Origin of the sequence: Vibrio sp. 1159, assembly GCF_033340395.1 — a bacterium.
Taxonomy (GTDB): Bacteria; Pseudomonadota; Gammaproteobacteria; order Enterobacterales; family Vibrionaceae; genus Vibrio; species Vibrio alginolyticus.
Genome location: NZ_JAWOWL010000013.1, coordinates 78,954 through 102,938 on the forward strand (window position 1 = coordinate 78,954; position 23,985 = coordinate 102,938).

22 protein-coding genes are annotated in these 23,985 nt (G+C 50.3%); 20 read left to right on the plus strand and 2 right to left on the minus strand.

Features of this window, described 5'->3' with window-relative positions; all coding sequences use genetic code 11:
• Positions 1-181 precede the first annotated feature (181 nt).
• The 6 genes from R7127_RS12370 (at position 182) to R7127_RS12395 (ending at position 7,272) form a co-directional block, all read left to right on the plus strand.
• Positions 182-556 (plus strand): hypothetical protein, encoded by a 375-nt coding sequence (locus tag R7127_RS12370; protein WP_000868821.1) that lies wholly within the window; start codon positions 182-184, stop codon positions 554-556.
• Positions 557-669: 113 nt separating this feature from the next.
• Positions 670-1,395, plus strand: a complete 726-nt coding sequence (locus R7127_RS12375) for a hypothetical protein (RefSeq protein ID WP_000988732.1) — start codon at positions 670-672, stop codon at positions 1,393-1,395.
• A 132-nt stretch (positions 1,396-1,527) separates the two neighbouring features.
• Positions 1,528-5,790 (plus strand): RHS repeat-associated core domain-containing protein, encoded by a 4,263-nt coding sequence (locus R7127_RS12380; protein ID WP_001257734.1) that lies wholly within the window; start codon positions 1,528-1,530, stop codon positions 5,788-5,790.
• Positions 5,787-6,059, plus strand: coding sequence for a MafI family immunity protein (locus tag R7127_RS12385; RefSeq protein WP_000787563.1), 273 nt, complete (start codon positions 5,787-5,789; stop codon positions 6,057-6,059). Before R7127_RS12380 ends, R7127_RS12385 begins: the two co-directional genes overlap by 4 nt.
• Positions 6,060-6,353: 294 nt before the next feature.
• Positions 6,354-6,653 (plus strand): hypothetical protein, encoded by a 300-nt coding sequence (locus tag R7127_RS12390; RefSeq protein WP_011872911.1) that lies wholly within the window; start codon positions 6,354-6,356, stop codon positions 6,651-6,653.
• Between the two features lie 166 nt (positions 6,654-6,819).
• On the plus strand, positions 6,820-7,272 hold the full coding sequence (locus tag R7127_RS12395; RefSeq protein ID WP_000791469.1) for a hypothetical protein: 453 nt from the start codon (positions 6,820-6,822) through the stop codon (positions 7,270-7,272).
• Positions 7,273-7,287: 15 nt separating this feature from the next.
• On the opposite strand, the gene R7127_RS12400 is transcribed toward R7127_RS12395, so the two are convergent.
• Positions 7,288-7,950 carry a hypothetical protein gene (locus R7127_RS12400; RefSeq protein ID WP_015063586.1) on the minus strand — a complete coding sequence of 221 codons (663 nt, stop codon included), beginning with the start codon at positions 7,948-7,950 and terminating at the stop codon, positions 7,288-7,290.
• Between the two features lie 201 nt (positions 7,951-8,151).
• Here R7127_RS12400 and R7127_RS12405 point away from each other — a divergent pair, with 201 nt between their 5' ends.
• The 12 genes from R7127_RS12405 to R7127_RS12460 all read left to right on the plus strand — a co-directional run bounded on the left by R7127_RS12405 (position 8,152) and on the right by R7127_RS12460 (position 22,058).
• On the plus strand, positions 8,152-8,433 hold the full coding sequence (locus R7127_RS12405; RefSeq protein WP_000575657.1) for a hypothetical protein: 282 nt from the start codon (positions 8,152-8,154) through the stop codon (positions 8,431-8,433).
• 298 nt (positions 8,434-8,731) lie between these two features.
• Positions 8,732-9,268, plus strand: coding sequence for a hypothetical protein (locus R7127_RS12410; RefSeq protein WP_000949433.1), 537 nt, complete (start codon positions 8,732-8,734; stop codon positions 9,266-9,268).
• A 2-nt stretch (positions 9,269-9,270) separates the two neighbouring features.
• Positions 9,271-10,281 carry a tyrosine-type recombinase/integrase gene (locus R7127_RS12415; protein ID WP_000543934.1) on the plus strand — a complete coding sequence of 337 codons (1,011 nt, stop codon included), beginning with the start codon at positions 9,271-9,273 and terminating at the stop codon, positions 10,279-10,281.
• Between the two features lie 4 nt (positions 10,282-10,285).
• The gene (locus R7127_RS12420) at positions 10,286-11,155 is read left to right on the plus strand and encodes a 3'-5' exonuclease (RefSeq protein ID WP_000997323.1); all 870 of its coding nucleotides are present in this window, start codon (positions 10,286-10,288) and stop codon (positions 11,153-11,155) included.
• Positions 11,152-11,643: a hypothetical protein gene (locus R7127_RS12425; protein ID WP_000139717.1), complete on the plus strand. Its 492-nt coding sequence runs from the start codon at positions 11,152-11,154 to the stop codon at positions 11,641-11,643. The genes R7127_RS12420 and R7127_RS12425 overlap by 4 nt, the downstream gene beginning before the upstream one ends.
• Before the next feature lie 326 nt (positions 11,644-11,969).
• The gene (locus tag R7127_RS12430; RefSeq protein ID WP_001097010.1) at positions 11,970-12,845 is read left to right on the plus strand and encodes a DNA replication terminus site-binding protein; all 876 of its coding nucleotides are present in this window, start codon (positions 11,970-11,972) and stop codon (positions 12,843-12,845) included.
• 161 nt (positions 12,846-13,006) lie between these two features.
• Complete coding sequence (locus tag R7127_RS12435; RefSeq protein ID WP_000101568.1) at positions 13,007-14,047, plus strand: DNA-binding protein; 1,041 nt, start codon at positions 13,007-13,009, stop codon at positions 14,045-14,047.
• Positions 14,047-14,325, plus strand: a complete 279-nt coding sequence (locus R7127_RS12440; RefSeq protein WP_000101263.1) for a hypothetical protein — start codon at positions 14,047-14,049, stop codon at positions 14,323-14,325. The genes R7127_RS12435 and R7127_RS12440 overlap by 1 nt, the downstream gene beginning before the upstream one ends.
• A gap of 8 nt (positions 14,326-14,333) precedes the next feature.
• Positions 14,334-15,845 (plus strand): UvrD-helicase domain-containing protein, encoded by a 1,512-nt coding sequence (locus tag R7127_RS12445; protein WP_000811656.1) that lies wholly within the window; start codon positions 14,334-14,336, stop codon positions 15,843-15,845.
• A 134-nt stretch (positions 15,846-15,979) separates the two neighbouring features.
• Complete coding sequence (traF, locus tag R7127_RS12450; RefSeq protein ID WP_000749520.1) at positions 15,980-16,996, plus strand: conjugal transfer protein TraF; 1,017 nt, start codon at positions 15,980-15,982, stop codon at positions 16,994-16,996.
• Position 16,997: 1 nt separating this feature from the next.
• Positions 16,998-18,431 carry a conjugal transfer protein TraH gene (locus R7127_RS12455; protein ID WP_000256129.1) on the plus strand — a complete coding sequence of 478 codons (1,434 nt, stop codon included), beginning with the start codon at positions 16,998-17,000 and terminating at the stop codon, positions 18,429-18,431.
• 12 nt (positions 18,432-18,443) lie between these two features.
• Complete coding sequence (locus R7127_RS12460) at positions 18,444-22,058, plus strand: conjugal transfer protein TraG N-terminal domain-containing protein (RefSeq protein ID WP_000534551.1); 3,615 nt, start codon at positions 18,444-18,446, stop codon at positions 22,056-22,058.
• Positions 22,059-22,095: 37 nt separating this feature from the next.
• Here R7127_RS12460 and R7127_RS12465 read toward each other — a convergent pair whose 3' ends face one another.
• The gene (locus R7127_RS12465) at positions 22,096-22,458 is read right to left on the minus strand and encodes a hypothetical protein (protein ID WP_000683483.1); all 363 of its coding nucleotides are present in this window, start codon (positions 22,456-22,458) and stop codon (positions 22,096-22,098) included.
• Positions 22,459-23,173: 715 nt separating this feature from the next.
• Between R7127_RS12465 and R7127_RS12470 the strand changes: the two genes are divergently transcribed.
• A complete protein-coding gene (locus R7127_RS12470) occupies positions 23,174-23,446 on the plus strand; it encodes a helix-turn-helix domain-containing protein (protein ID WP_000356489.1) in 273 nt (90 codons plus the stop codon).
• Entirely contained in the window at positions 23,446-23,979 is a 534-nt protein-coding gene (locus tag R7127_RS12475; RefSeq protein ID WP_000790610.1) for a transglycosylase SLT domain-containing protein, read from the plus strand. Before R7127_RS12470 ends, R7127_RS12475 begins: the two co-directional genes overlap by 1 nt.
• Positions 23,980-23,985 lie beyond the last annotated feature (6 nt).

Below are 23,985 nucleotides of genomic sequence, written 5' to 3' on the forward strand. Positions count from 1 at the left end.
TGGCGGCAGTCTGTATCTCTACCATGAGAAACAGAAGGAAAAAAAGCATCACAACGCCTAAAGAGTAACTGCGATAATGAACGTAAAGGCCAGCAATAGCTGGCCTTTTTTTATACTTGCAGTTTGAAGTGTTACATGTCACGATGAAGTTGGTGTGACATGTAACGGTAAAGGTGTTTTTTTGAAAGTATCCAATGAAGATGCTCAGGCTACGGCGATCTATCTCCTCAGAGCTGCTTCGCGCCCAGCTTTCTGGCGTGACGTCCCATTCGATAAGAAACTTGAAGCCGTGGACAGCCTGAACAGCATGGGGCGATCACCATCAGAACTCACTGAATGGATTAATAAATATCTGACAGCAGAGCAAATCAATAAACTCGGGACATCAATTAGGCAACGTCGCAGAAGGGGATATGGTGTTGGTAAAAGCATAACTATAAGCGATAAAGCCCACAGGATTTTGAAGCGGTTGGCAGAAGTCGATGGTTGCAATTTGTCAGAAGTGATAGAGAAACGCCTAGCCCGAGCTTATAAAAATACTTGGGACCACAAATAGAGTGGCACTAGGGGTTGCATTTTTAAAACCCGTGGTAGCATCTAAATGAACCCTAACGAATAGGGGTGCTGGCGGCGATGCCGACCATTATCCCGATAATGGAGAAATAGACCATGATGACACTGACTACTGTCTCGAAGAAAACTTCTAATAATTCAGCCCTTGTATTCTGGCGCGTTGGTACAAAACGGAAAGGCATCCTTGATGTTCGTATTGATTTTGACAACGAGGAGGCAGATCTTTTGGCTGAGCTCGTAGCCATTCGCTATCTGGCGCTGGACAAACAGGTTTTTTGCAGAGAGCCAGGTGCTGGTGCTGGTTACAAGCTGGTGGTATCCAAAGGTGCGATTAAAAAGCTGGCGCTGGGCAAATCCACCAAGGAGTTTGCATTCAAGTTTGCGGCTTGCCTCACTGGACGTTTAAAGGGCGCTACTATTGAAGTTTCGCAGAGCATGGAGTTTATGGATGAGCCGGGTGAGGGCAACGTTGAGCTCCTCGATGTGGACAAGCAAGCCTATACTCAAACCCATGACGAAATCTCTACACCGGCCATTGGTCCCGTCCTTGTTACTCAACATGCCATCGATCAGTATCAGGCCCGGATAACCTCTGGAGACCCTAAAAAACCGTGGGCCTCACTCGTTGGTCGCCTCCAGCATCCAGAGTTACAGGTTCAACCCTTTGACGAGAAAGTGGCTCGCCATAAAGCCAGAAAGTATGGCCGCGTAGATAACGTGGAAGTCTGGGGCCATAGAGATTCCAAGTTCAAGTACCTGATGGTGATCAACGACGACAACCAAAAACGTGTTCTTGTCACAGTGTTTGAGCGAAATGAGTAACCTGCTTCTCATTTGTTCTGAATACACAACCTCTCCAAATCACGTATTCATACCCTAAAAGGGCAAAAACGCAGTCGTTGATAACGACTCTCCCACCTGAAAATAGCTCCAGCATAAAAACTGGAGCTGTAAATGAGATCGAGACCTTCCCTTTTACTGATGCGAAACCTGCGGTCATTGGCCGTTGTGGTGCTCGCAACTTTGCCATGCGTTGCTTTTGCACAATGGCGGGTTGTAGCCGTGAGCACCGAAGTAGACAAAATGCGCTTCAACACCATCATAGACGCGCATTCCTTCATGAAGAATTATCGCTCTGGTGAGGAGCAAGGGAAGGGAACGCCAGTTGGGGATGCGCTTTATCCGGTTGCCAGTTATGGTGATGGCCGTTATGTCTCCAGGATCTGTTTTAAGTATCTAGGTGCTACTGGCGATTATGACCCCACTACCTGCACTGGCGACCCAGCTACGGTCTACTGGCGCTCAACCTATGTTCTGCCGGGTGAGATGGATAAAACACCGTTCCTGGACAGGGATCTCGGCTTACCAACAACGACCATGTGTGTAGGGAACCCTATCCATCTTGGCACCGGCAACAAGTTCCAGGCTGAACTGGATTATCAAAGCGGAGGCTCCGACCCTTTCACATTCACCAGATACTACAATAGCCACCTTCCTGATGAAGAGCTCGGCGGCTGGCGGCATACCTACTCGCGGAGCGTCGAGGTCAACGCCTCGAAGTACGGTGAGAACATGGTTGTCCTGCACCGGCCAGAAGGGCAACAACTCGCGTTCTACAACTCGTCCTCTGTCTGGGTGCCAACATGGAAAACCGATGATACCTTGACGAAGGATGCTACCGGCTGGCGTTACACTCAATCTGACGGGGTAGTCGAGGCCTATGATGAAACCGGACGACTGACCGGCATCGAGAAGCCCAACGGCAATCACATCACCCTGAGCTATCTGAACGGAGAGCTATCCTCGATCACTGACGGCTTTGGCCGCAACATCCAGTTCCAGCATCAAGATGGCCGCATGGTCAGTGTCACCGATCCTGCTGGTGGCAGTATTCAGTACCAGTACAACAGCGCTGGCAAGCTGGCGGAAGTGATCTACCAGGACAATACGAGCCGCAGCTATCTCTACGATGACCCGAATGCACCGGGTTTGCTCTCTGGGCTGGTGGACGAGAACGGCAACCGTTTCGCCACATGGGGATATGATGCTCAGGGGATGGCAGTTCTAAGTGAACACGCCGGGGGCGCAGAGAAGACTCAGGTAAGCTACAACGCTGACGGAAGCGTCTCTGTCACCAACGCCCTCGGCCACGTTCAGCGATATACCTACAGCCGTCACAACGGGATGCTCAAGCCTGATGTTGTTGAGGGTGCGCCGTGTACCGGCTTTGTGGGAGGCAAGGAAACCTACGTCTACGACAGCAAAGGCCTCGTCTCCAGCATTACAGATCGTGCTGGACAGAAGCGCACGTTCACCCATAACGACCGGGGATTGGAAACCACCCAGATAGACCAGGATGGGGGCAAGGTTACGACCGACTGGCTTCCTTCCAAGTCGCTCCCTGCAAAAATCACGGAACCAACCAGGATCACTGAGCTTACCTACGACACTCATCTCCGGGTGATAAGCCGCAAGGTCACAGATCGCAGCTCGGGCGCTTCCCGGACATGGACCTACACCTATGCCCCTGTTGGTACAGGAAAGCCGAGCCTGTTGGCCTCGGTTGATGGTCCGCGCACCGACGTCAGCGATGTTACGACATTTGACTACGATGACCAGGGCAACCTGATCCGGACAACAAACGCGCTGGGGCAGGTGATGCAGTTTGGTGACTACGACGCGAACGGTCGCGCCGGGACCATTCAGGGCGTCAACGGTGTAACCCAAACCCTCACCTATGACGCCAGAGGAAGACTTGTCAGCTCCACTGGACCAGAAGGAACCACGGCCTACAACTATGATGCTGTGGGCCTCCTGAGCTCGCTGACTAAGCCAAATGGTGCAACCGTCAGCTATGAGTACGACGCTGCACATCGGCTGGTGGCGGAAACAGATGCACAGGGCAACCGGCGCGAGCTTGAGCTCAATGACCTCGGGAACCCAGTAGAAGAGCGACTGCTCGATGCGCTGGGCCAGACCCGTTGGATAGAGCGCCGGATCTTCAACGAAATCGGCTGGCTCTCCAGTGTCTCCGACGCCTATAGCAATCAGTCATCGTTTTCCTACGATGTGGTGGCAAACCTGATACAGGAGACCAGTCCCTCTGGTAACACACACTCCTACAAGTACGACGGCTTCCATCACCGGACACAAACGACCGATCCACTCGGGAAGGTCACGCAGGTGCTCTACAAGGATACCGGCGATGTTTACCGTGTCTCCGACCCTCGTTCGCGCCTGACCTACTACAGCTACAACGGCTTTGGCGAAGTGACTCAGGTCCGGAGCCCGGACACCGGCACCACCGACATTACCTATGACGAAGCCGGTAACGTGGCAACGCGCAAGACGGCCAAGGGACAAACCACAAGCTACAGCTACGACGCGCTGAACCGGATCATCGAGGCATCCAGCGGTGTCGCTGGCGAATCGCCAATTCTGTACGGGTACGACGAAGCAACCTCACCATACGGCATGGGCCGCTTGACCTCAGTCGATGATGGCAACGGTGTCCGGAGATATGGCTATACACCCGAAGGATGGTTGGCTTACGAGACCTGGGAAACCCACGGGCAGAGCCTTACTACCCAGTACCAATACGATGGTGCAGGCCTCATCACGAAGATCACGTATCCCAGTGGTCGTGAGGTTTCCTACACCCGTGATTTAGCCGGTGACGTCATCGAGGTGGCAACGACACAAGCAGGCACCACAACAAGCCTGGCAAGCCAGATCGAGCGAGCGCCCTTTGGCCCCGTCACCAGTATGGTCAGATGGAACGGCATTTCAGAAAGTCGCTCTTTGGATCTCAATTACCGAGTCACCGGCATCGACGCTACTAGAGTGCATTCGCTGGTCTATCGGTACACGCCAGACTCGTTGATTTCAGCCATAGACGACAATCTCAGCTCATCAGTCAATCAGTCACTCGGTTATGACGCGGTTGGCCGCATCACCTCTGCTGAGGGGCTCTATGGCGTTTTGGGCTATGGCTATGACGCCACCGGCAACAGGACCTCGATCACGACCGATGGCCTGAGCCAAAGCTACACCATCAACTACATGAACAACTGGCTGGTGAAGACTGGGCAAACCTCCAGAAGCTATGACGCCAATGGCAACCTGACGAAGCAGGGGGCGGATACCTTCACCTATGACAGCCAGAACCGGCTGGTGGCCGCAACGGTCGCTGGAGTGACAGCAGCTTACACCTACAACCATCTGGATCAGCGTGTAACTAAGACCCTAAACGGCCAGACCCGCCTACTGATTTACGGCTTGGCAGGAAACCTCATCGAGGAGCTGGACGCAGCCACTGGAGACGTGCTGGCGGAGTATATCTGGCTCGATGGCACCCCCTTGAGCTTTGCTCAGTCAGGACAGACCTATCAAGTCCACGTCGATCATCTGGGCACCCCGAAGGCGCTAACCGACGCCAGCGGCCAAGTGGTTTGGAAGGCGAGCTACAGCCCGTTCGGTAAGGCCAGCATCACCACTCAGGGGCCGACCTTCAATTTGCGGTTCCCAGGACAGTATTACGACGCGGAGACCGGGCTCCACTACAACTGGCGGCGTTACTACGACCCGAATACCGGGCGTTACATCACCAGTGACCCGATTGGGCTGGCTGGTGGGATTAACACCTATGCCTATGCGCTGAGCAACCCGATAGGCAATGCAGATCCAACAGGGGAGTTTGTGCCGCTTCTTCTGGGGGCTTATGTTGCCATAGACTTTGCCTTGAGCGCTTGGGACGCCTATGACACCTTCAAGACCATCACCAGTGATTGTGCGACCTCAAGAGAAAAGTGGATTTCCGGGGGGCTTTTTGCTGCTGGGATTATCCTGCCTGGCAACTATAAGGCGCTAGGGAATGTTGCGGAACGCGCTTTTAAAAATACGGCTGATGATTTTGTAGACCTAGCCAGTTCCCAGAGACGTAAGCATATTCTTGATGGTGACGCCACTGGTGGAGGGCATCGAGCAGGAACAGGCAAGCCTGGAAAAAGTGAGTTTCCTCAAAGTTGGTCTGATGAAAAAATTATGCACGTCATTTCCGATATAGCTACCGATCCAAATGTTTCTCGAAAGGCTGGGCGCGGTGGTAGGACTATTGCAGAGGCAGTTAAAGAAGGTATTAATGTTCGTGTAATACAAGAATCTAATGGTGATATTGTTTCAGGTTTTCCAACAAACGTACCAAGGAATCCAAAATGAAAAATGAATATAGAGAAATTGAATCCACGCTAGATCTTTTGCTTATGGTGCTGTCTGATTCGTTTTCTGAATCTGAAAGTATAGAAGTGCAAGAATTTATTGATGTGGGTGAGTATGGAATCGCACTAGAAACTATCATTGACATTATTAATGAAGAGTCAAAGAACATAACAAATGAAGCTGAGTTTCTGATTGAAAAAGCAGGGAGGATAATGAATATGGATACTACATCCATTGTAGATAAGATTTCAAAACATATAGATAAATAATAAGATGAAAAAAACCGGTTTAAAATATAGAGCAGTATATCTGCTTGGATTTCCGTTAGCTGGAGCCTTTATAGGAATTGCAGTGTTCGCTTTATTAAATTATGTGAATGGGCCTCTAAGCAAATTCGCCTTATATCTGTCCGTTGGTGTTTGGGGGGGGTATGGAGTGTTCTCAGGAATCTATGGATACTTAAATCTAAGGAAAATATTAAAGTTAAAGAGAGCTAATGAGGAATCCAGGGATTAAATACGGCTCACATGGTTCTGCTATTGGCGCAGCATTGGGGACGGCTTATGGAAATCAATAACTGGTTTGATTTTATTATATACACAATTTATTTCTTTGGGGTTGTGATAGTTATCCTTCCTACTGGGGTTATCTTTCTTTGGTTGACATTGAAAAATCTAGTCAAAATGAGAGCCCCGAGATACGAAAAAAAGCACTACAAGTATTTCTCTGCAAGAAATAGATTTGAAGTGTGTGTTGCAGGTGTTTTTTCTGTGGCTTTTTCTGTTTGGTATCTGTTTTTTGCCAAAGGGGGAAATCTGTTTCTTTATCCGTCAGAGGTAATGAGATTTTTTTCAGGCGGATGATAGTGTGGATCAGGCTCTGGCGTTGGCCCAGCCGCCGCCAGCGGCCAAGTGTTTGGAAGGCGAGCCATCATAGAGTCAGTAGAGAGAGATACTTTTGGAAATCAATAGTATTATGATTGGTACAAATGAGTTGTAGCTCCATATTTTAAAGGGGGATTTCAGAGAAATGAAGAATAAGAAGGTAATAACTTTGATAATGGCCGCAGCCGCATCATGCTCGTCAGTCTATGCCGCGACATTACCGACCAGTGAGGTAGACGCATACATACTTGCGATGAACACCATGTCACCTATCACTGCAAAGTACACCATCCAGTACAAGCAAGCGGTTGAGCAGAAATGCAATACAGCCCTGAGCGTTGAGCAGCTCAACTCAAAGGCATTCACCAATGTTGTCCAGGCAATGGTGAGTAGTGAGACCGTCGATAGAATGGGGCTTGATGCTGCTGGTGGATCACTCCAGGATACCCTGTCTGTGATCGGCAAGAACGTCACATGCAGTGACCTGAACGCGCCATTTAAAGCACTCTTGGATGATAAGGACTTCACCAGAAAGCATCAGCACCTATCGAAGGTGCTGCATACTTGGAATGAAGTTGTTTCTCAAAGCAAACCCTGAGTAACAAAAAGGAGCCTAACTGGCTCCTTTTTTAATGGGGATGATGTTACGTTCGTGGACGTTATTTTCACTCGGGATATGTAACGTTGAAAAAGGCGTACCGACAAGAGAGTGGTCACATAGCTCTCCATAATAGATGAGCGACAAAATCTCTTGCTCGTTGATTTTTCCCACCTTAAAAAGGTAATTGATTATTGCTGTATCCAGTAGGTCGTGACACCCATTAAGCAGATCCACGATATTGGCCGCAGCTTCATTTTCCTCTCCGTCATCTCGACCGGCTAATACTGATTCAACCCAAGCCTCAAGGCTCGGATGTCCCTCAGCGAGCTCTATTTGACGGCACTCGTTCTCGATCAACCCTGTGATTGCTTCGTTGAGCGTTCCGCCATAAGTCGGCATGTTGAGAACAACTCCAAATCCGGGGATTTCTTTTTGGATTGGCTTCGCATCCTTGGGAGCTGATTTCAGCCACAGGAAAAACCAGATCCCAGAGCTTATGTCTTCCGGCTTGACCTGGTTGGCCGCAAGGAATTTGGAAACCTCGTTACAGATGATGCCATCTGGCGCTGCCATCTCGTAAATACCCGCCATCAGATCTTCAAGGCTCTTATACATATTATCTCTCGCACCTGTACATGATGTTTTCACTATCGTTGTTAAGCGTTTTTTCAGCAAGTATGTTCCAGCGAGACATCTTATACCATTCCATCCAAATCTGTAAAATTACCGTATTACCGTAATTATGATAATTACGGTAAATAAATTTGAGTTCCTCTTGCTGTTGTTCTACTTATTAAAATGTATCTTTGAAAAAGTAGAGTTTTTGGAATAGGATAGGTGGTGCTGAATGCCCACTTTTTACAAGGAGCGCGACCAGTGATTTTTGATGTAAGAGCGACCTTTGAAGTGGCACTCCAGACGGACACCCACCTGGTACTTATCGATCTGGATCAGGGAGCATCAGTTACGAACGATGCTGATGCAGTGATCGCCTGGTTGGCCGCAAACCTCGAAGGTGGAATTGGAAAACGTAAGGTGTACTACCGGGACACCGATGGACGCTTTGATGAGCTCAAGGTTAATGCCGGTGCTTTTGCCGGATTTGCACCTTGTAGCGAAGGCCAGCAGACCACCTTGGCTGGGATGCTCGGCCAGTAACTTTGTGTGGAGAACTCGATGTTAAACAAAAACAAATTTGAGAAAGTTTTAAAGAGAATCCTCGATAAGAACTTTGAGCGCTGCTCTATTTGCAGGAAACCATTCCCTGGACCGTGCCATACTTTTGCTGGTTTGGATTCGGACAATAAAGTTCAGAACGTAGGTTCTTGCTGTCGGACCAGTATTGTGGACTTGCGGCATGGAGGTGTGTATACGACCGCTCCTGTAGATACTCAAGAGGGGCAAAGTCAGGCGCGTGAGCTACTCGCAACACATCCTTGTAAGGGGATGATGGGACATGCTTAGCAAAAAAGTCTTTTTCATTAGTCAAGCGGAGGCCGAAAGACTGGAGCCGGTTCCCGGTGCGGCCATGATCTCCATAACTGACCCAGACAAGTCCCCTGCCGCTCTCGGACAGTGGGGGCAGTTGTACCGCGATAGCTTCTATGACGGCGGCTATTCTGAGAACACCATCCACACGATGAAGGCAGCGTTCCGGATGAATTACGCCTCTTACATTGACTCATCCCAGGCTGAAAAGCTGTCCACCTTCCTGGATGGATTGGTTGGTAGCGGTATCGATCAGATCTTCGTTCATTGCTATTACGGAGAATCCAGAAGTGGCGCGGTAGCGCTGTACCTCCAGAACAAACATGGATTCACTCCGAATAAGCCGATCACCAAGCCCAACCGAACAGTTTACGAATTGCTGTGCAATCCAACCAAGTTTGAACCACTGATGCAAAGCTACGAAACGCAACATATGGAGGAGGAACTACCTCTTCACCTCAAAATATGGGATTTTCTTCTCGTTGCGGTCGGGCTTAGGAGGTAACTTTGCACGACACAAACAATGACAAGGAAGAGCTAGTTTCACATGCGAAAGTAAATGTTCCGGCAGAACAAAGCATTCGCGGTGAACTGTTGCCGTCATCGAGCTCGCTCCGGAACATCCAGGACAACCCCGCCGTCGCCTATCTGGTGAGCCTCGGGTCAAAGCGAAGCAGGCAGACCATGAGCTCATTCCTCAACATTGTCGCCAAGATGATCGGGTTTCAGAACCTTCGTGACTGTGCATGGAGCTCAATGAGGCGGCACCACATATTGGCGGTGCTGGAAATGCTGGGGGATGCAGGGAAGGCTCCGGCAACGATCAACACCTACCTGTCAGCGCTCAAAGGGGTGGCTCTTGAAGCCTGGACGATGAAGCAAATTGATACGGATAGCTTCCAGCACATTAAGCAAGTCCGTTCAGTACGTGGATCTCGACTTCCTAAAGGGCGGGCACTTGAACGCCATGAGATTCGCAGCCTCTTTTTCACATGTGAAAGTGATTCAAGCGCCAAAGGGCTTCGGGATGCGGCCATTCTCGGGGTGCTCCTCGGGTGTGGCTTGCGCCGCTCGGAAATCGTTGCGCTGGACATGGGAAGCATGATCTACAAGGACCGCGCTCTCAAGGTTCTTGGCAAGGGCAACAAAGAGAGAATGGCGTATGTGCCTGGTGGCGCATGGAAAAGACTGGATAAGTGGGTTGAAGAGGTTCGAGGAACGCATGAAGGGCCTTTATTCCCGAGGATCAGGCGGTTTGATGATGTGACTGGAGAGCGGATGTCGGATCAGGCCATCTACCACATCTTGGAGACCAGAAGAGTTGAAGCCGGTCTGGAGATGTTTGCGCCCCATGACCTGCGACGCACCTTTGCCTCCTCGATGCTGGATAACGGTGAGGATATTGTGACCGTGAAGGACGCAATGGGCCACTCAAGCATTGCAACTACCCAGAAATATGACAGACGCGGCGATGAGCGTTTGAAGAGAGCGAGCCAACGCCTCGATATAGCGGATTAACAGCATGAATGATGAAGAACTCGAACTTGCCAGAGCCGAAGCCATGAAAGCCGATAGGTGCTTTTCAAAAGGACGGCTCAGGGACGAATTTCGGATGAAGCCTAAGCCAGGAGTAGAGCCAGTTTCGTTCTACAAAAACGGGTATGGTGGCCAATTTGGAGTGTACCGGATAGCAGATTGCCAACCAATGCGGAGAAGGGGTTGTTCACCGGCATCACAAAAGCAAATAAGGGCGCAATCCATCCTTTCGGTCAAGGCAAGAATGCGTAGCAACCTGGCAAAGGCCTCTGTCATGGCACAAAGGTGGGTCGCTCTGGAACCTCTGGTTCTCGATACCGAGACGACCGGACTTGGTGAAAGAGACCAGGTGATCGAGCTGGCTGTTACTGACATCAGAGGCGCGGTTCTCCTCTGCACCAGATTACGGCCAACCGTGGAAATAGACCCTCAGGCAATGGGTGTTCATGGCATCACCGAGACTGAGCTGTCGAATGAGCCTACGTGGACTCAAGTTGCGCCAGCTCTCGCCCGGCTTTTGTCGGGCCGTCATCTGGTGATATTTAACTCCAGTTTCGACAGTAGGATGTTGAGGCAAACAGCCAGTGCATTTGGAGACCAACTCTCTTGGTGGCAAGAGCAGAACTGTCTGTGCGCGATGAAGCTGGCGGCTGATGCCTTTGGCTCAACCAACCGGCACGGCACAATCTCACTTGCGGATGCCACCTGCGAGGCAGGTGTGAGCTGGAAAGGTCGAGCCCATTCAGCAGCGACCGACGCTATTGCCACCGCCGACTTGGTGACAGAGATAGCCAAAGTCCAACGTGACCTCGTGGTCCAGCTCCAGGAGCTTCAAAGCAAAGGTAATTTGGAATGACAGAACAATCCTACGGCGAAAGTCTCAAATTTTTCTCAGACTGGCAGAAGGACCCCGCGAAACGCACCGGCCTGAATGTGCAACACACGCTAACCAGAGGTGAATATCCTACGGTCAGCATCGAGATTGCGCCGATCAGGGCATCGGGGTCCAGCCCAGACTGGAAAAGCAAGATCACGGTGCAGCTCACTCGCGGCGAACTGACGGCGTTTTGCAGCGTTCTCTTTGGTTTGCGTAGCAAGGCTGAGGGTTCCTATCACGGCGACGCGAAGAATAAGAGCTTTGCGGTTTACAACAACGGCAAGGCCGGTGTTGCGATCATCCTTAGTGAGCGAGGAAACCAGCTCCAGAATTTCATCAATGATGACGACCGAATGGAGCTCGCAGTCTTCGCAGTTCGCCAGCTTTCCAACGCATGGAAAGTTACCCCTTCTGATGCCATCGCGCTGCTACGCCAATCAGCGTGGATGGACCGAAATTTGTCCTAATCGAGCAAATCTAGGCACTCTAAAAGTCGTCCTATAACCACAAAGTTAGACCATCATGCAAAGTGGGGTATAGAGGGTGCCAGCCCCACCCCAGCAGTCCCCCTCAGCCACATTTCTGGCTTGCCCCGCGCTTTTCTTCTTTCTCTCTTTTTCTCTCTTTTTCTCTCTCTTTCTCAATCTAATCTCACACACGAAGGTCAAACAGGGCACCCGCCGACGCGAAGCGGAGGCGTATTCTTGCCCCTCCCCCTCGTTGCATGATGGTCTAAATCTGTCTACTATGTAACCAATGAACTGTTAGAACAAACCCACACATAGGCGGCAGCATGGCTAAAAACTTCATATCAGAACAATTCTCGGCCATGTGCCGCGACTTAACGAACCTGTCCTCTCTTATCAAACGACTACCGCCACGGTACGCAAAAGTTGCGGCCATCCCTCCTACCGGAAAAGGAATGGAGAACGAGCCCGTCAACAAGATTGTCGTAACTGAACAAACTGGGCGCGAAGCTCTTGAGCTGGCAGCGCACAGCTACAGAGATCTTCACATCAACCCAGACTATTCGCAGAAGTCTGCCAGGCGCACCGTGGGGGTACTCTGGTTCTCCCCTTCCAGGATTGGTGTAGCTGACGAAATTGCGGCGACGGTTGAACGCATCAACGCGGCCAAAGCTGGTATCGAGGAGTTCATTATCTCGACGTACCCCACCAGGCAAGAGAGGTTTGAAGCACTTCGAGCGGACTGCCCTGGTGTCATGACTCTCCACCTTTACAGACAAATTCGGTGCTATACCAATGGCGACATCGACTCTATCCGCTTCACCTGGCAACGGAAGGACTCCTTGAAGAAGCCCGTAAAAGAGGAGCTTTTGCAACGCATCAGAGAGGAGCTGGAGCGATCTGGGCCAGACTATCAACTTCCCCTGGAGCAGCTTATCCAGAAGATCGCCAGCACCCCGGAGCCTTATCTCCGGGAGCGAAGGGAAGTAAAGGTTCAACCGGTGGCAAACGTCATGGCCGCAGGGGTACTCAAAACCGTTACCGCGCCAATGCCCCTGATCGTGCTCCAGGATAAGGATGTTCAGCTCAAATTGCTTCGTAACTTTGACGCCTCAGAACAACGCAAAACTCGATCTGATAAAGCGGCATCGGAAATCCTTGGCACCTTCGGTGGAGTCACTATCGAATCCTTCCCTGGATGAATCAGCGTGACCGCGTAACAAGGCTTTTCCGCAGCCGGAAGGGCTTTGTCCCACACAAACAATTCCAATCGACAGCAGCATGATATATAATTATGATAATTACCGTATTATCGTAATTATCGTAATTATCGTAAACATTACAAATTAAAAGGAACGTTCTCATGGCAAGAAAATTGGTTGAGTTTGACGATGTAGCGGCTGCGGCCCAAAAGCTCAAGGACGCCGGTAAACGCCCAACGGTCATCGCTATCAGAGACATCATTGGCAAGGGGAGCTTTACCACCATTTCAACGTATCTCAAACAGTGGTCAGAGGAACACTCCCTCGATGAAGAGCTGGTAGAGGTAGTCCTTCCAGAATCGGTTATGAGCGATGCTGAGCTCTTCCTACAGAAGATCTATACGGTAGCCAAAGCAAGCGCCGATGAACAGCTTGAGCGCGAGCGTGAACTGCTACGACAGAAAGAAATTGAGTACCAGGAAGATATGCAGCAAGCCGTGGACATGGCAAATGATGCCACCGAACGGGCTGAGCTACTGGAGGAACAACTTGAAGCTCTCACCAACAAAAAATCAGAGCTCGATGCGGCCCTTGGTAAGGCAGAAAACTCGCTATCCCTCAAGTCTGCGGAGCTAGAACGCTCACTGGCTGACATTGATAAGCTGGAAAAGCGGATCGTTGAGTTGGAGGGCAAGCTGGAGGCGAAAGCCGCAGATCTGACCCGAGCACAGGATCACCTGGAGCAAGCTAAAAGCGAAAATCGCTCTTTGAGCCAAAAATTGGCAACTACAGAGGGTGAGTTGGAGGAGCAAAAAGGCAAGAGTATAGAGCAGACAGAAAAGCTCCGGGCCGCTCAGGAACAAAAAACATCGTTGAAAGAGCAGCTCGAAAATGTACAGGCCAAACTGGCCCAATCACAGGACTCCCTTGCCACAGCCAAAGCTCATGGCGAATCCGCTGAACGAGAGTGCCAGCGCCTATCTGGAGAGGTAGAAAAGCTGGACGCCAAATTATCCAGCGCCGAAGCAGAAGCTCGCGCTCTTGTTCAAGACAAAGGCATGATGGCTGGTCAGTTGCAGGAAAAAGACCAGCAGGCCAAGAGCCTCGAACAAAGACTCAATGATGCACTGACCAAAATTTCTGGGTTGGAGCAAGAGCTCGCTAAAGCTGGTAAGGGAGGGAAAAAGAAAGAGGAAAACTGATGGCGCGAAAGGCTAAATATTCAGAAGAGTGGCGACACAGAGCTGCGGCTCTTCAAACCAAGATTGAGGAGGCTATGACACTAGCCACCTCATCTATTGGCGACTATCGCTGGTTACACCGTCTCCATAGTTGGGTTACGGAGGTGGCTCAAGGTAAAGCCCCAGACTGGTGGACAGATCTGGATTGTGAAGTATCCCTCCCCCGAGAAGAAAAGCGGATCAGTACGTTCCTCTCGACACAAAAGAAGCGCATCACTCTCCAGATGTGTTTGTCGTAGGGGGCCTCATGAAACAACTTCCTCCTGACACACCAGAACAATCACTGATCACTCAGTACAAAGGGCCTCGCCTTGTCGTTAAGGCCTACGCTGGAACGGGTAAAACCACGACACTGGTGAAGTACGCCCACAACAACCTCGATTCACGTATCCTCTACTTGGCATACAACAGGGCTATCCGCGACGAGGCAAGAGAAAAGTTTCCTGCAAACGTAGACTGCAAAACGTCCCACCAGCTTGCCTACGCCACTATAGGAAGGGGCTACCAGCACAAACTCTCCGGCAACCTAAGGCTCACCGATATTGCCCAAGCGGTGAATACCAAGAACTGGACGTTTGCCAAAGATATTCTCGATACGCTCAACGCCTTTATGTGTAGTGCAGACATGCGGATTCTTTATACGCATTTTGCTCGCGCCGATACGGGTAAAGTGCTTACGTCCAAACAGGAGAGATACCAAATCCAGGTGGTCGAAGGTGCTGAGCTCATATGGAAACGGATGACAAACGTTCAAGATCCGTTCCCGACCGTACACGATTGCTACCTCAAACAGTATCAGCTCGGGATGCCGAATCTGTCTCGCCGGTACACCACCATTCTTTTTGATGAAGCACAAGACGCTAACCCCGTAACAAGTAGCATCGTCCTACAGCAGAACTGCAAGGTAATCCTGGTTGGAGATCGCCACCAGCAGATCTATAGGTTCAGAGGCGCAAACAACGCCCTTGATAGCAAAGAGCTCATGAACGCCGACCAACTCTATCTCACTCATAGCTTCCGCTTTGGCCCCAACGTTTCGCTGGTGGCAAACGCCCTTCTTGAACTCAAAGGTGAAACACGACCTGTTGTTGGCCGGGGACCAGCAGATCAGGTACTCATGTTTTTACCAGGTGACGTGGGCCACCGCGCAATACTTCACCGAACCGTCATGGGGGTTATAGAGACGGCGCTCTCTGCGACCGAATCCGGAGCGCAGGTATTCTGGGTCGGTGGAATCGACGCTTACCAGATCAATGAGCTCCAGGATTTGTACTGGTTTTCGATGGCAGAGCCAGACCGGGTAAAGAATAAGAAACTGCTTGATGAGTATGAAGACTACTTCGAGTATCAAGAAGTAGCGAAGGCGACCAAAGACCCTGAGATGATGAGGGCTGTCAAGATCATCAACAGCTACGATGAAATCCCTGAACGACTCACCACTCTACGACGCAATACAGTCAAAGAAGAGTTTGGGGCTGACATTACGGTCTCAACAGCTCATCGGTGCAAAGGGTTGGAGTGGGACTTTGTTCAGCTCTATGACGACTTTCCGGATGTCCTGGACCCAGAGCTCGACCCAATGGCCCGTGACGATGAAATAAACCTGCTCTACGTTGCATCCACCAGAGCGATGCGAATCCTTGCGTTGAACAGCGCTGTCGAGATGGTTATCCGCTACATCACCCAAAAACGCATGGTCGAGAAGCAGATGAAGATGGCCGCAGAAGCGACAGAAGTTGAAGAGGACACGACCAAATAGTTTGGTCAATTCTTTCACATGTGAAAGTTGACAAATAAAACGCTCTAAGCGCCCTAAATGGGCGCTTACACCTGCCTAATTTCACGCCTCCCACCTCTACCATATCGAGCATGGGAAAATACGTGCGTGAGACTATGAAAAAATCACCTTTGAATTTACTGCTCCTTGCAGCGCTCACGCTGGGGGCATCACACCAGGCTTGGGCTCAAGATGGCACAAGACCTGGTTTTTATGAGCGAAAGGAAGAGGGTTGGTTCTGGTACAAGGAAGAGCCCAAAGAACCAGAGAAAAAACCCGAAAAGCCCAAACCAAAGCCTGTGGCAGAAGCGAAGCCTACACAGCCTAAGCCTGCTGCTCCGCTTCCGAGCGGCCCAGAAATGTTCTCAGCGGAATGGTTCCGGGAAAACTTACCCAAGTACAAAGACCTTGCTTGGAACAATCCTACCGTTGAAAACGTCAGGACGTTTCTCTACTTGCAACGATTTGCGATAGATCGCTCTGAACAATTTTCCGATGCTACAGAGCTGGCGGTCGTAGGTGATCCTTTCTTGGATGAAATTACTCGACGTCCTGCTGCCACGTTTGCCTCACAACAAGTTGATCGTGACGCTGGTAACGCCAAAAACATGCTACTCAAAAGCGTAGCCGAACGCGTAGGGATATTCTTCTTCTACAAGTCCGACGATGACTACAGTGACTTGCAAGCACCGCTCATCAAGATGTTGGAACAAGGAGAAGGATTCTCGATCATTCCTGTATCTATGGACGGCAAACCACTCCCCAGTGGGCTTTTCCCCCATTACAAAACCGATGAAGGCCATGCCAAACAACTTGGTATCGTAACTTTCCCTGCTGTTTACCTCGCATCTCCAGACGGTCAGTTCGCTCCTATAGGACAAGGGCCAATGTCTCTTCCTGAGCTGAATCACAGGATTTTGGTCGCAGCAAAACGCAATGGTTGGGTCACAGACGAAGAGTTTAACCGTACACGTCCGGTACTCAACCTGGAAAACAACATAGCCGAACGCTTGGCCTCACCAGAGCTGGGCTCTGACCTCAAACAGCTATCTCAAGCGAGCGGTGATAAAGACAACTTTGTGCCACCGGAACAACTCATGAAGTACATCCGGGACAAATTACAGGAGAACTAAGATGGTCACGCACAAGACATTAAAAAGGAGCCTGCTTGCCCTGAGTGTGGCGGCCAGTCTCGTCATGGCACCGACAGGGGCGATAGCCGCTAACGGCCTCCAATCACAGATGGACAAACTCTTCAATGAAATGAGCAACACAACACCACCTGGGGTTTATGAAAGCCAACGACGTGGCGTTTTAGCTGGTGGCCGGTTCACTGCAAAGACACGAATCTTCGACGAGAACCTGGTGAGCTTTGCCCCTCCATCATGGAAAGCTGGTTGCGGTGGTGTAGATCTGTTCGGCGGTTCGCTTTCCTTCATTAACGCGGATCAAATTGTCCAACTCCTTCGGGCTGTAGCAGCCAACGCCAAGGGCTATGCCTTCCAGCTTGCGCTCGATAACGTTTTCCCGGACGGAGCGAAGTGGATAGAGAACTTCCAGAAGAAAGTGCAAGCGCTCAACCAACATCTGGGCAACTCCTGCCAGCTCGCTCAAGGTTTCGTGAACGACCTAACCAGCGGCATGGACCTTAAACACAAAACTGATGCTTCTATAACCGCGACAACTTCCGGCCTGTATGAAGACTTCTTCGGGTCCAAGCAGGAAACCAGCGGCAAGAGTCCTCTGGAAGAACTGAAAGCCAACAAACCTGACGAATACAACAAGATGATTGGCAACATCGTCTGGAAGCAACTCAAGAGCAACAACGCCAACACCTGGTTCCAGTACGGGGATAACACCCTTCTTGAAGCGATCATGTCTTTAACCGGCACAGTCATCATTGGTGATCTGGTAAACGACCCGAACTCAACCGGCACTGGTGCGAAAACAACCCCTCTGACGACCCTACCAGGTAACAAGATCACCTTGTCAGACCTGATTTCAGGCGGTTCTGTTGAGATCTATTCCTGTGATTCTGATACGACCAACTGCCTGAGTGCTGGCTCCAGCAATAAAACTGTCGTGCTCAAAGGTATCAAGAACCAGATCACCGATATGCTGTTAGGAACAAGCTCTACACCTGGTGTGATCTACAAATACGCAACGAACTCTGGAACCTTAACCGACCCAGAAAAGGCCTTTGTTTCTAACCTCCCCGGAGGGATTGGCACCATTGTTCGTAACTTGTCTGTCCTTTCACAGGACGGCGCTAACCTGTTCGCAACAGAGTCATCAGGAGCGATAGCCCTGACCATGATGTATAGCTTCTCGGAAGAGTTCTTCCGCGCAGCTCGCATTGCGATGGCTAACAGCAAATCACCCTACAAGAAAGAGGCACTAGAGCTTCTCGCGCAATCGCAACAGCAAATCCGTGCTGAATACACAATCCTGTCCTCTCAATACGGCGATCTGGCAAGCCAAATTGAGAAATACAACAACCTACTGGACAACATCCGCAAGCAAAAATACATGCTGGCAACTTTGTCCAATCCTCCTAGCACGAACTAAGGAGCTATTGGAATGGGATCTTTTTCAATCCACTCTATCGGTGACTCTGCTTTTCTGGAGCAAATCCTGATTGCAGTATCAATGATCACCGGCACCGGGGATTTCGAGAAGATGGTCAGTATTGGCCTGCTTCTTGGGGTCTTGATGATCTGTATTCAGTCCGTCTTTCAGGGCGCAAAGCAAATCAACCTCCAGCAAGTGCTGGTAGGTTGGATTCTATATGCCTGTTTCTTCGGCCCAACCACAACTGTGACTATCGAGGACGCTTATACAGGGCAGGTTCGAGTCGTCGCCAATGTCCCTATTGGGGTAGGCTTTGCTGGAGGTGTCATATCCAACGTGGGATACACCATCACCAATTTGTTTGAAACTGGATATGGGGTAATCGTACCCAATGTCACGGAAAGCCACTTTTCCGAAACACTGAAACTGTTGAATGACGTCAGACGGCGAGCCTATGACACAGGAGTTTTTACTGCGCTTAACTCAGCAAATGGAGGCGGCTATGTTGACGTGAGGCGTTCCTGGAACAATTACATTCGGGAATGCACGTTAACCAAAGTCGATCTCAACCTAATGTCCCTTGATGAGTTGATGAACCGTTCAACTGACTCAGCTTTGCGATTCAACTCACAGCTCTACGGAACTAGGTTGTATTTGTCTACAGCAAACCCTGACGGCGCTGACTACACATGTACTGACGGATGGGTGGCTATTAGCACTGCAACCGCCAACCTAAGCAGCCCGGTTGTTGTTGATGCTCTTAACAGCCTACTGGGTATTGACACGTCAACTGGAGACAACGCTCTAACGAAGCTGACCGATTCGCTTCAAGCGATGGGTGCCACAACTACGTCATCAATCGACTATCTGAAAGCCGCCGTTCTGGAGCCCCTCTATTATGAAGCCGCAGCAGGACGTTATCAGGACCTCCAGGATTATGGCTCTGCATTGATGGTCAACCAGGCTATTCAGCAACGGAACACACAGTGGGCCGCAGAGCAGTCGATGTTCATGACCGTCGTCCGACCAATGCTGACGTTCTTTGAAGGCTTTATTTATGCTATAACCCCGATCATTGCTTTTATTATCGTGATGGGCAGCTTCGGCCTCCAGTTAGCCGGGAAATATGTACAAACCATCCTCTGGATTCAGCTATGGATGCCAGTCCTCTCAATTATAAACCTGTTTGTTCATACCGCCGCGTCAAATGAGATGTCTAGCCTCAGTGCTGGTGGTCTCAACTCCATGTACGCTCTTTCCTCAACTGGAGATGTTCTGCAACACTGGATTGCAACCGGCGGCATGTTGGCTGCGGCCACTCCGGTGATTTCCCTGTTTATCGTCACAGGTAGCACCTACGCCTTCACCAGCTTGGCATCGAGAATAAGTGGTTCTGACCACGTTGACGAAAAGATGCAAACGCCAGATCTACTCAAGCAAGGTCCGGTTATGCAAAGTCAGCCAGCGTACAATCACAACCAGTTCAGTGGTGCGATTGCAAACGGCGCAGAAAGCATGATCAGTACCTTCTCGCTTGGCTCCACCTTGGCATCAGGCGTGAGCTCCGCACAGGCATTACAAAGTCAGAAATCGGAGGCTTTCCAAAGCACTCTTGGTCGAGGTTTTTCTGATGGAGTAAGTCAGGATCAAGCCTATTCAAGACTCTCCAATGTCGGGCGCAACGTTTCGTCGCAAAACACAGCTCAAAGCCAATTGATCAACCAGCAAGCCAAGAACTTCATGGATAAGTTCCAGGTGGATGATAGCCACTCTGATGCTGTCAAAGGTGCTTTTGCCATGCAGGCTATGGGCACACTCGATGTTGACGAAGCTGCGTCCATGCTTATGCCTATGGTTGGCAAGGCCAGGGCAGCAATGAAGGCCGCTGCTGGTGTGAAATCAAACAGTACAGCCCTAGTTCCTGCTGGTGGTAATGGCGAATCAGGCGGCGGCAGTGATGTCCTGGACATCAAAGCGCAAGCGAAGGGAGCAACAGAGTCATCAACTCAAGACTCTTCAAGCTGGTCAGCGAGTGATGTGTCCCAGTTCATGAAGGGTGTGAGCTATTCGCAAACCGATAGCCAGGCGTTGACAAATCAATTAGCGCAGGGTTTCAGCCGTTCTGGAAGCGAGTCATTCAAGCAAACCTGGGGCGATAGCTTATCCCAGAACCTATCCAAGTCCGCTTCTGAACTGGTGTCTGCATCGGACACCTTCACAACAATGAGTCAGCTCCAAAACCAAATGGGCTCCATGACTAATACCGACTTTAAAACTCTCGGTGGTGCAGTAGCACAAACCCCTGCGGCCATGAACCAACTGAATGACTATTTCCGAAATGCCGCGCCGCAATCGGTTAAAGACGAGGCGGCTTCACTACAGCAAAGATACCAAGCCTACGGAATGTCTCCTCAAGTGGCCCAGGCAGCAGCGCGAATGACAGCAATGACCAACTCCAAAAATTACGAACAGGGTAAGGAGCTTGGCGGGTATCAAGCCGCACTACAGGCGATCAATACCGCGTCCGGTCGCAACGGAGCATTTAGTGGTGATGCTTACGGAAATAACGGCATTGAAGGCCCGAATGTTCAAGGCCTACCAGGTCAGGTTCAAGGGGCTGTAGGCAGTGGACCTAACATCCCAACCGGATTCCGGGAGAATGTGGCTGGGATGGCTGGAACTAATCCGGCATCAGAAGCTGGGCAGTTACCAACGAATAGCCCCCTTGTTCAAAATGAACATGCAGCCGGTACGTCAGCTCTTCATAACCAAGCACAGCAAACAGAGCGAAATGTATCTGCTCCTGAACTGAAAAAAGCCCAAGATAACCTTATGAACTCGCTTCCGGAAATGTCTTGGAGCGCTTCGGCGTGGGGAGCGTGGGACAACTCCAGTGATTGGATGGGCCGCAGAGCTGAACAAGCAGGTGGAGCTCTCATTGCTGGTGGTCAAGCTGGCGCTGATGCGTTCTCAAGAGCGATGGATCAAATGAGAACGATGACACCTGAACAACGCGACCAATTCATCGCGGCCACTCAACGCGGCGACCAGGCCGTGCAAGAGGAGTTTGGCTGGGCCGGTGATGCGATGGTCGGTATGGCTAAACTTGGCCGCAACGTCATGGGAGCTGCTGCAAGCGGCTATGATGCAGCGAAGGAGTGGTTAACTGGTAAATCTGATCTATCGGAAGCCGCTAAAGGGATGAGCATTGAGGAACGCGGCGCGTTCTATGCAGCAGCGCTATCCTCTGCCGCAGAAGCTGGTGGTGGAGCCGCGCAGCAGTTTATGAACCAGTACGGTGATGAGTTCAAAGAAACGATGCAGTCTATCGCTCAAAGCCGTTATGGGCTGACTGAATCCCAAGCCGCTGTTTATGCCGAATCGTTTGACACAAACGAAGGTCGCATGAACCAGGCTGTTCAGAATCTGAAAATGGAGTATGCAGAACGTAACCCGGATGGCTCACCGATGATGCAAGGAGGTCAGCCTGTTCTTTCTCAGCAAAACGAAGAGTTTACGGACAAGCTGGTAAACGTATTGCAGAACTCGACGGAAGCTGGAGACCGTTCAGGTAGCTATTTGACTGCCGTCAGGGGGTACAACATAGCAAATCAAAGGTTCTAAAAGACCAACCAAATAATAAGGGGGCCAGCAGGCCCCCTTATTCGTCTCCAGCTCCAATATGGAAGCGCTGGTCAAAATCATAGGAATCTTGAAACCCACCAGTTTGTTTTTTTCTGCGCCGGGTAGGTGGTGCCTCTTTATATGCTGACCGCGCAACGCGGATAAAGCACGTTAGTCCAAACAGAGCCCCGACAACCAAAGCAACTTGCCACTGGAAGTAAGCGATCCCTCCCCAAAAGATAACAGCAGCCCAAAGGCTTTTGTGAACCAGAAATAGGAAACGAGCACCCCAAACGCCGAAGGGAGCCAGCGCCACACCAAGTCCCCAAGGTGTGTCAGCCATCATGGCTATTCCCAGAAGCACCATTCCCAGCAGAAGAATATTGACCACATGTTTCATATCAACCCCCTTACTCTTTACCTCCAGTTTACCACGGCATCAAAAAATGCAACTGTGAAAGTTTGACTATTTTTTGCTAAACAACCATTCCATTGGCAACTTCTTCGATTAGAATTTGCCCTCAAACTTTCACATGTGAAAGTTTGCCCTTACGGAACAAGGCGTTTATTGACAAAGCATTACATAGTTGAACATGTCAAACAAATCGCATACACTATGGAATAGGCCATTGCTAACGCTTTGGTCCCCATCTGCAACACCGCAGAGTTCTCTTTCTCAAATATCTCTTTCTGTAAACACCATCATCCTTGTGTGGTCGGGATGCGCCTTTGCCTTCCCTGCCCTCCTCAGCTCCTGCTGTATTCGCAATTTCAGCCCTCGCTGTATCCCTAAAATCACTTATACCTAAACGCTATTTAATATCACAAAATACCGCACTCCCCGTGCGCTATTTCCGCCATTCTTTTGGCGCACTTTCCATTACTATCGCAAAAATATCCGTATCCCATTGATTACTAAAAGTATTGTAACTTTGTTCCGTCGGTACAAAGTTAAGTGTATGTTTTTAAAGGTTTTTTATTGTTGACAGCATCATTATTTGGGCTTGTAAAGGCGCAAAATGTGTCAGTTTGTGACAATAGAAGAACTCTAAAAGCGTTCATCGAATAACGCACTTTTTGTATGGCTAACAACGCAGTTTAAAGGGTGGCAAACAATGGATAAATGCCAATTGATAGACATCCCAAGCGACCCAGAGAAGAAACGTGAGTGGATCAAGTACAAACTCAAGATCCAGGGGCTTTCTCTGGCCGCATTGGGCAGAAAACACAAAACATCTCGGCAGGTGGTGTCTACGGCACTCTATAAGCCCAGTCCACGCTGGGAACATGAGATAGCTACAGCTTTGGGTGTGAAGCCGTCTGAGATTTGGCCGGAGCGGTACGACGAAGAACACGAAATACCCCTCAGACATAAGGAGGCAAGCTGATGAAGAACAAAGCCAAGGCGCTAGTTCTGTCTGCGGCTCTCCTTTCATCAACAGCGAATGCTATTGACCTGAGCGGAACCATCTTCGACAAAGCAGCGAAAGCATATAACCTCGACCCTCTTCTAGTGTATTCGGTCGCATTGGCCGAATCTGCATCAGGGAGAGGTAATGGCTCTATAAGTCCTTGGCCTTGGACGCTTCGCGTTCCTGGGCTTCCTTTCTATGCTAAGTCGGAAGATCAGGCAAAGGCTAAGCTCGCTGAGTTTCAGCAGCAGTACGGTCGTGCCATTGATGTCGGGTTTATGCAAGTGAGCATCCGGTGGAATGGTCATAGAGTTTCTTCTCCAGCAGATCTTCTCGACCCAGAGACCAACGTCATGGTTGGGGCAGAGGTGCTATCAGAAGCCATTCAGTCATCTCCAAATGACTTGGAGCTTGGCGTTGGCCGCTATCACGCCTGGGAAGACGAAATCCGAGCCAGAAACTATGGTAGCCGAGTCTTGGCTATCTATCGCAACCTTCGTGATTTGTGAGGGGGG